This is a genomic window from Microbacterium sp. ISL-103, from assembly GCF_018613995.1.
GTDB lineage: Bacteria > Actinomycetota > Actinomycetes > Actinomycetales > Microbacteriaceae > Microbacterium.
Genome location: NZ_JAGGPD010000118.1, coordinates 1 through 8,631 on the forward strand (window position 1 = coordinate 1; position 8,631 = coordinate 8,631).

The 8,631-nt window shown below is 62.3% G+C and carries 6 protein-coding genes; 4 read left to right on the forward strand and 2 right to left on the reverse strand.

Features of this window, described 5'->3' with window-relative positions; genetic code table 11:
* Positions 1-138: 138 nt before the first annotated feature.
* Complete coding sequence (locus J7E68_RS05255; protein WP_215170516.1) at positions 139-1,026, reverse strand: SOS response-associated peptidase; 888 nt, start codon at positions 1,024-1,026, stop codon at positions 139-141.
* Positions 1,027-1,036: 10 nt separating this feature from the next.
* Here J7E68_RS05255 and J7E68_RS05260 point away from each other — a divergent pair, with 10 nt between their 5' ends.
* From J7E68_RS05260 to J7E68_RS05275, 4 genes are all read left to right on the forward strand, one after another.
* On the forward strand, positions 1,037-1,654 hold the full coding sequence (locus J7E68_RS05260; protein ID WP_215170519.1) for a hypothetical protein: 618 nt from the start codon (positions 1,037-1,039) through the stop codon (positions 1,652-1,654).
* 1,192 nt (positions 1,655-2,846) lie between these two features.
* Positions 2,847-5,237 carry a hypothetical protein gene (locus J7E68_RS05265; RefSeq protein WP_215170520.1) on the forward strand — a complete coding sequence of 797 codons (2,391 nt, stop codon included), beginning with the start codon at positions 2,847-2,849 and terminating at the stop codon, positions 5,235-5,237.
* A 262-nt stretch (positions 5,238-5,499) separates the two neighbouring features.
* Positions 5,500-6,654, forward strand: a complete 1,155-nt coding sequence (locus tag J7E68_RS05270) for a plasmid recombination protein (RefSeq protein ID WP_215170522.1) — start codon at positions 5,500-5,502, stop codon at positions 6,652-6,654.
* A gap of 74 nt (positions 6,655-6,728) precedes the next feature.
* Positions 6,729-7,382 (forward strand): hypothetical protein, encoded by a 654-nt coding sequence (locus tag J7E68_RS05275; protein WP_215170524.1) that lies wholly within the window; start codon positions 6,729-6,731, stop codon positions 7,380-7,382.
* A 201-nt stretch (positions 7,383-7,583) separates the two neighbouring features.
* Here the strand turns inward: J7E68_RS05275 and J7E68_RS05280 are convergent, their stop codons facing one another.
* Positions 7,584-8,420: a GIY-YIG nuclease family protein gene (locus J7E68_RS05280; protein WP_215170526.1), complete on the reverse strand. Its 837-nt coding sequence runs from the start codon at positions 8,418-8,420 to the stop codon at positions 7,584-7,586.
* Between the last annotated feature and the right edge of the window lie 211 nt (positions 8,421-8,631).

Sequence of the window (8,631 nt, forward strand, 5' to 3'; positions counted from 1 at the left end):
CGGGCGTCTCTGCTGTCGTGAAGGTCTTGCCTCCGCGCTCCGCGAGAGCTTCGATCCGAAGCGACTCCATGCCCTCTCGGATCTCCTGGAGACGGGCGAGGCGAGCCTGCTCTGCTGTGTCGGTCACGGTGTCTCCGTTCAGGCGACCGGCTCCAGCAGGGTCGGGTCAGTGGGGTCGACGGTGCGGCTATTGCTGACCTTTCGGTCGACGATGTGTTCGCGGATCGTAGAGGCGACGTTGCTCGAGGTGTGCTCGAGCATCGCCAACGTCTCCGTCTTCCGGTCACCGGTGAGCTTCTCCGGTGTGAGCCAGGCATCCCAGGTGTCGGGCGTCAGGAACGCGGGCATCCGGTCGTGCACCTCGCCGCTGGCGTCACGCGCTTCGCGGGTGATGACGACGAAGCAGCGGGACTTCTCGCCGTTCGGCAGCTCCATCGACCAGGTGAGACCGGCAGCAGAGAGCAGCCCGTCGCCGTGCAGGAAGTGCGGGGTCTTCGGGGTCTTCTCACCGGTCCACTCGAAGTAGCCGCGCATGGGGACGATGCATCGAGCAGCGCTGAAAGCTGGCGCCCAGAATCCGCCGGCCAATTTCTCCATTCGAGCGTTTATGACCGGCCCACCCTTGGGACGGTTTGCCGGCTTCTGCCAGTCCCAGCGCACGAGCTCGAGGATCCTTCCCTCGCCGCGGTCGCGGACGATGGGTGCGTTTTGCGTCGGAGCCACCGAATAGGCGCCAGCCCAGGACTTCCACCAGTCCTCGGGTTTGCCTCCGTCGGCGACATACTCTCGGACCAGCTCGTCGGTCTTGGCGTCGTTCGCGAATCGGCCGCACATGGCATAGAAGATACTCGGACTATTGGTCGAGGCGCCACGGGGAGATGCGACTATGTTGACCGTGAGAAGGACTGGTGCACCAGCTCGGGGATCGGCGTTGCTGAGGAGCGCCGGAGGGCGATCGACTGTGACGGCGATACAGTCGTCGTACGCTGAATCGAGACCCGCGTTGGAGGGGCGGCCAATGAACACTGTTCGACCTTTGACGATCGCGGACGCGGTCGATGTGACCCTCTCAGCTATCACTACCGAAGACTGTGGCCCAGAGATTGCCGCGGCCCTGCGGCTCGTGGCGAACCAGCTTCTACGCGAGGCCGTCCCGGGCGATCCTGGGATCAGCGCCCAGGAGCGCGCATTCTTGATCGAGTCGGGAGAATTCACAACGGAGGAGTTGGCGGAGACGGAAGCGAGCGTTGCGCGCGGGGATCTTCGAGAACTCGAGAATCGAACCTTGCTGAAGGCGATCGCTGCTAGCCTCAGCGAGTCCGAGGCGGCCGAGAAACTCGGAGTGAGCCGGGACCGGGTTCAAGAGTTGCACGCTGCAGAAAAGTTGTTCGGCTTTGAGGCTGGACCGGTCACGGTTTATCCCAGATGGCAGTTCACCGGCACGCGGTCGGAGGGCGTGCTGCCTCATCTCGCACATCTACTCCGCGAGTTTCTTCCCGATGAGCGCGATCCTGCGAGCTTGCAGGCATTCATGACGGTGCCCAAGGAGGATCTGACGTTCCGAGGCGAACGGCAGACACCGATTCAGTGGCTGCTCCGCGATGGACGTCTTGATGCCATCGACGACGTTATTGAGGGTGAGCGCTGGTACTGAGCACAGCGCGAGTGCTTAATGGCCGTTTTTACTCATAAACGAGCAATGAGTTTGATTTCGAGCGCCATTGGCTGCTAGGTTTGAATCAATCCGGCGATGTCGGATTGCACCCGACGGGAACCACGGGGATGGCCCCCCGCCCGTCGCACATTTGAGGCCAAGCCCCGGGCGCAGGTGACCACCAGCGCGTAGTGAGCTCCCGGGGTCAACGTTCTGGTGAACAACGGATCGCAAAGACGAGGTCCTGGCGGGAAGGCACCGGCAGGTGGCCCGTGAGACATGCAGGTGCTCCTTTCTTTTTGAGAGGAGTGGGCTTGCCTACTCACGTCACATCCCAGATCCCGTCCCGACTCACCCTTCAGGAAGCCGCACACGCTCGGCGCATTGGCTACTCCACGCTTCGGAAGCGTGTAGCTGATGGAAGCTTGCCTGCGGAGCGCGTCGGTCGTCGCATCTTCGTTGACCCCGCCCATCTTGATGCGCTGGCTGACCCCGTCGTCGGCCGCCCGCGAGCTGCGGCAGAGATCGACTCAGCCGTTGCCCGTGTCGTCGCAGCCGCGCCGCGACTTACCGCCGAACAGCGCGAGCGCCTTGCCGTAATCATCGGAGGTGCGGCGTGAATACACCGTTCCACTCCGACTGGAAAGCGCACGAAATTCGTGACGCCGGCGGCACGTTCCAGGTGTTGGTCCGGCGCATGCAGCGGCACGCTCAATCCGCTCACCTGAGCTCGGTTACTGGGGGTCTCCAGAAAAGTGCCCCAGCAATCGAGCCGTCGGGAGCGCAGCGGTCCCTTGATTTTCCGGGGTTTTCGCCGCGGGGTCATAAGGCGCCTATGGGTCCCCGTGTTTATGACCCCGACCCCCTATCGCCCGCGGTGGGCTCCGCCGCCCCGCTCGCGGGACGTGAAGTCGCATTCGGAGAACTTGCCTCAGTGCGATCGATGGGAACTGGTCGGCGCGCGATCGTCGTCGGGTTCGACTCCGAGTTCACGACAGTAGATGGTGTTCGGACGATCAACAGTTGGCAGTTCGCAACGCCCGATTTGGACGCTTCGTCGACGATGATCCAAGTAGTCATCCTTCCGCTCGATGGACGCCGGATCGGGATGCACACCGCTCTTTGGGAGGTTGTCCGCGCTGCGACATTGTGGCGGTCACCTCTAGTGAGAGCAGAGGTAGATGACCGCGGAGTGCGGCGCAGCACGGTCATCGAGCAGGCCAGCGCGGGTCCCGCTGGTGACGCCGCTCGAAGCTGGGCGGCTAACCCCGGCGATTGGCAGGCCAGGGCTGCGGCCCTTGCGCCCTGGCGCGTCCCAATCGTCTTGGCCTGTCACTACGGTGCTGCCGATCTGACGTCGTTTCGCGGTGGCGCGAGAGTGACTGATCATCTGACGCGCCTCACGTCCGCTGCCGGCGGCCTAGTCACGCTGCTTCCGTTCCGCCTCCAGAGTGGCGACCAGCGGGGCGATGACTTCGGTTGGTGGCGGTCGTTGAGTGTTACGGTCCGCGACACGATGACGCACGCTCCTGCGGGCAAGCGGACGCTCGCCGCAATCGGCGCGGCCGCTGGCATCGAGAAACTCGAGGTACCGGGAGACCGCATCTCGCGAATGACGGAATATCGTCGCGAACACTTGAACGACTTTCTCAACTATGGCGTCAACGACGCAGAGATCGTCGTCGAATTCCTCGCCCGCATCTGGGGCGAGGGCATGCTCCCGCCTGTGACTCTCGGTGGTGGTGCGGCGGCGTCACTCGTGGCGTCGGGATCCGAGTACTTCGGGGTGGCGTCCCCGAAAGAGTTCAGGCTCGCGTTCTCCGGCCTTGTCGAGGTTGACACCGTCGATGTTGTGGAAGAAGGTGACGAGTTGACGTTCTACGCTAAACGCGGTCGCACGCCGGTGGACGGTGCCGCAGCACAGCTGAGCAAGGCCTTTGCGTCCGCGTACCACGGCGGGTTGAACGCGTGTCCTGCGCCGGGGTACTACCCGACGCGAACGACCGACATCGATGCAAAGAACGCGTACCCGACGGCCATGGCACTCGTGCCTGATCTGGATTGGGAAACCGGTGCTATCCGCGACGTCGTCCACGAACGGGTTCTGAGTGCCCATGACGTGCCGGAGCCGACCACGTCCTTCGTGGGATTCGTCTCGTTCGAGTTCCCTCGCCATGTTTCCTACCCAACGCTTCCCATCGTGGCCGACGGAACTCTCACCTATCCGCGCTCAAGCGAGGGAACCGCGGGGACGTGGGTCTGCGGGCCTGAACTCTGGCTCGCGCTCCGGCTTGGCGCGAAGGTGTTCTGTCAGATCGGTTTCGCTGGGCGACCTGCTCACCGTGCTGATGGCTCGCTGAGCCTGTCGCTTCGTCATGGCGTGAAACAGCTAATCGAGGACCGCACGACTGCGAAACGACTCTTCGGAAAGGGATCGCTTGAGGAAGAGACGTTGAAGACGGGCGTATGCACGATCTATGGGAAGACCGCTCAAGACGTAGCTGAACAGCGCTCGTGGGATGCCCATAAGCAGGAGATGGACAACGTCGGTGGCTCCGCGATTTCCAGCCCCTCGCACGCGGCAACCACGACAAGCCTCGTGCGCGCTCAGCTCCTGGCGACGATGAATCAGATCACCGAACGAGGCGGTCAGGTCTTCTCAGTCACGACTGACGGATTCATCACAGACTGGTCGTCGACCGACGTTGAGAATCTTGATCTCTACGGTCTAGCGGCACATCTGCGCGAAGCTCGCAAGGCGCTCACCGGGGACGCAACCATCTGGGAAGCCAAGCATGAACAAGACGATCTGGTAAATTTCACCACTCGCGGGAATGTGTCACTCCGCTCCGACGGCGTGTGCGCTCACAACGGCTTGAAGCCCTCCGAGGGAATCGAGGCTGACAGCTTCGAGGATCGCGAAGAGCTCTTGGTCAACGTGGTCACTCGTGAAGGTCGAGTCGAGAACGCCTACCGTCGTTTCCCTAGCTTCCAAGAGCTCTCTAGGAGGGAAGGACGCAAGGACTTCATCCCGTCGGTTGTCGAACGCGCAGTCAGCATGGACTTCGACCTCAAGCGCCGCCCACTGATGGCATCAATGTCCGGTGAATACGTTCCGATCCCAGACGGATCGAAGCACGAGATGGCGACCTTCGAGACAGCTCCGTGGGACACGATCGAAGAGTGCTTACGTGCGCGAGCGATCGCTCGTGAGATCGCGAAAACCGGATGTCTGAGGACCGTCGACGAGTGGAAAAACTGGCACATTCGATTCGCCCACGGGAAGGGGCACCGCATCGTCACTCCTCGTCGCGCCGTGCTGATGTCAATCGTGATGGCTCACCGCCAGGGAGTCGTCACCATCCCGACGCTGGCAGATCGCGATCTCAGTCTTTTCAATCGTCTCGACTGGATCGCCCAGTGGGGTCTCGGCACCGTCAGTGAGGGCGACTGGAAGAACGCTCGTCGTCCCGAACGAGCGTCTCAGATGCTGCCTCTCTCGGAACTCGAGCCGTGGCTCTCGCGCATGCTGTCCGCGGCTCCTGGCACGTCGCCTCTCGAGCGATCGGGAGGTGCGTTGTGACGATTCGTCGACACAGTTGCCGTCTTCCCCGCGTAGCGGCCCCCGGAGGGCACCAGAAGCTTCTGACGAGCGAAGCGTGCTCAGAAGTGTATGGGGCTACACCTTCTTCTGACGAGAAGGTGTAGCCCACCCTCCAAAGGAAGCACAGGGGTGGTGTTCGGATGAGCGACAGGAGAAGCCCCTCGGGAGAGCCGCCGGAGGCTCCGTGGCCTGTTGCGTCGAGGACGGAACAGGCCACGGAAGAAGTCGAGAGGGGTGAAGCATGAGCTACACCATGACCTACGACGTGTCCCACAAGGTGGGGCGCGGCGGTCACGCGAAGACCTTCTTCAGGCACATCGCGCGAGATGTTGACAGGAGAGCCGGCTTCGCCTTCCCTCAGGCCAACCTCAACATCGTGGCCGACCGGACAATGCTCAATAGCACCTTCGTGAACGATGGCATGGGTGGCTACCGGCGCCCCCAGTCGGTCGACGGACGGCCGCCGAGCGACGAGCTCGATGACTACCTTCAGCAGCGTCTAAGCACGGTCACGCGTGCGCTGCGGAAGGATGCCGTGCTCATCCGAGGTGTGGTGCTCCAGCTCGATCCGAAGTGGTTCGAGCAATACAACCCTGACTGGCGTGAGAGCGGGCTGAATCGACAGGCAGCCCAGTACACACGCGCCGCCGTGGATTGGGTGCGCCGCGAGTTCGGTGAAGAGAACATCATCGGTATGTCGATGCACCTAGATGAGGTCAATCCGGGGCTGCACGTCATGATTACCCCCATCACATCCGATGGACGGCTCGCTCAGAAGGAATTCTTCAAGGGGCCAGCGGACCTCAGACGGCAGCACCGGGAAGTCCGGGACGCCGTGGCCGCTGCGGGCTACGACGTCGAGTATCGGGTTACCGAACGATCACGCGAGCACCTCAGCAGCAGTGAGTTCCAAGCGAAGGCGGACCGGCTACGTGATGCAACGAGTGCGCTCGAGTTCGAGCTCGACGTGAGCTTGCAGAGAAACAAGAGCCTCGCTAAGCGCTCCACCGCGCTCGATGGGCGAGAGAAGGAGCTCGCGGAACGCGAGACGCACGCCGCCGAGCGCCAACGGGAGGCTGCTGCCGCGCAAGCTATCGCGGCGGATGAAGCTGCGGCGGCGAGAACCTCATCATTGCGCGCTCGCGAGGCGCACCTGGCGGCAGAACGTGCTCGCGAAGAAGCTGCGGCCGAGCGCGCGCGCCTAGCGTTGAACAATCAGCGTCTCGATAACCTCCCACCGTTTTTCGAGCGCTGGCTGGACAAGACGACCGTCGGTGGTCAGCCGATTCGAAAACGGTTCGAAGCGGATCGGGTCAAGATGCGTAGCGAGATCAAAGCCAAGCTCGGTCCAGCTTCGACTCACGTCGCCAAGCCGAGAGACGCGCTCGAACTCTGAAACTCGCGAGGAGGAGGTGCAGCCGAGTGCGACTGCACCTCCTCTACGTCCCCGGTGGCTTCTACGCTGGCCGTATGACCGCTGATGAATCTCGATCGAAAGCTAGCGCACGCTTTCAGCCTCGGCCATCCGCCGACGCGATGCACGCACTCGAAGACGCGATCTCGCGCCTCAACGCGGACGGTGACTACATCGCGCGCGTGTTGACCGGGTCGCTCCTTGCCGCACGCCCGTTGTTGGATGAGCCGTCTCTGTCCCCGGAAGAGGCCGAGTACCTGATCGCATCCGGTGACTTCACTCCTGAAGAGTTCGACGACATCGCCACACGGGTCCGTCGCGGTGAGTTGGAAGCCGATGTCGCGAACACCCTCGTAGCGAACGTTCACAGCAGCATGTCGGACGATGCTGTTCGAGGATTCTTGGATCTCAGCGACCAAGAACTCGACGACCTCGTAGCCGCGAAGAGACTCTACGCCGTCCATATTGCGGGTCAGCGTCGCTTCCCTTCATGGCAGTTCAGCCTCTCGTCTCCCGGCAAACTCTTGCCGCACCTGACCGAGATCATCGCTCTCCTCGTAGACAAGCACTGGATCTCCGCATCTGGGCTGATGTCGACGCCTCAATCAACGATGATCGTCGAAGGTAAGCACACGCCAGTCGAATGGTTCCGTGCCGGTGGAGGGATTGACGCGCTCGAAGAGATCCTCGAGGCACAGCGGTGGCGCTGATGTATCGGACTGCGCGTTGAGACGCCGGCGCGAACGCTGACCAAGTCCTGCGCCGACGCACCCTGGTGCTCTCCCCGTGGTCACCTCGCACCGTCAGCTCGTACGGTGTGGGTCGAGCTTGAGACATGTCGTGACGGCACGTTCGACGTGGTCGGTAGCGCCTCTCCTCCGGAGCCTTCACCGAGGCTTACACAGAGTTAGCTAAGACCAGAGCCTGACGGAGTCCAGGGTGCGTGCGGAGTGCGCAACGGAAAGGCTTTGAGTCGCTGCTATCAGGCGGTCAAGAGCTGAACGAACTCGTTCGAATCCGGGGGCAGTCGGTACCCACGTAGCGTAGTTGTCCCGATCCACTAACCCATTGAATGGCGGGAGGACGGCAAGCCGGATAAAAGTGTCGTCGTAAATGATGCTCCCGAAGATGCGCGTGAATCGCGGGCCGGATTCCCACATAGGGATCTGATTTGATAGAAGAACCTCTTCTGGTGTGATGCGGTCTCGATGCAGATAGAGGATCACCTGCCCCCACTTATCGGCGGCGGACCCGAGAAGTGCGTCTCTAGCGATCAGCGTTGATGCGTATGCCTCGACCATGTCCGCGGTTGATGCGTTGCGCAGAGCGGACAGGGAGACACGCTCTCCTAATGACATCCGCGACGTAGTTCGAACATGGCCGCGCTCTCCAGAGGATGGGCGTGGGCGAGCGGAAACCGTATACCCCGCGCTGATGCCGAGGAATTCGCGCTTCGAGCTCGCGTAGGCCCGCGCTCGGTCAAAGGCAGCAAAGTTGAACCACTCGGTATGCCCAGCGATATCCGAGGGCATCCTGAATCGCGAGTCGGATAACTCGCGGTGGAGCGTCTCCTCAGTCCACTTGGCGCGGACCTCACCACTGATGTCGAATACGAGCGACTCCGCAAAATCGGTCTGAGCACGAGGCTGGATCGCGGCCCAGCGCAACAGGGGATTCGTCGCGATGCCAACCTTGAACCGCTCATGCGAGGCGTGCACCAGGAAGTAGAGGTGCTGATTCCGAGCCATGCAGTGCACCATACCGCCGTCGGGAACTAGCTGGAAGGCCGCCGGGAGCCTGAAGGCACACGCGAACAGAGACTCGGTACGCGGCCACGATCACGGCCGGGATGGCCGGGGATCTCCGCCACGCAAACTGCTGCGTCGACAGCTGTCGATCACCCAGCGCCTCGCTCTCCGAGAGAGTCAGTACGTCGAAGCTAGCTTCACCTGTTGGTCC

Excerpts from the sequence above, each read along its gene's own strand:
- J7E68_RS05270 (WP_215170522.1), top strand. The coding sequence starts at position 5,500 with ATGAGCTACACCATGACCTACGACGTGTCCCACAAGGTGGGGCGCGGC.
- J7E68_RS05275 (WP_215170524.1), top strand. The coding sequence starts at position 6,729 with ATGACCGCTGATGAATCTCGATCGAAAGCTAGCGCACGCTTTCAGCCT.
- J7E68_RS05280 (WP_215170526.1), bottom strand. The coding sequence starts at position 8,420 with ATGGCTCGGAATCAGCACCTCTACTTCCTGGTGCACGCCTCGCATGAG.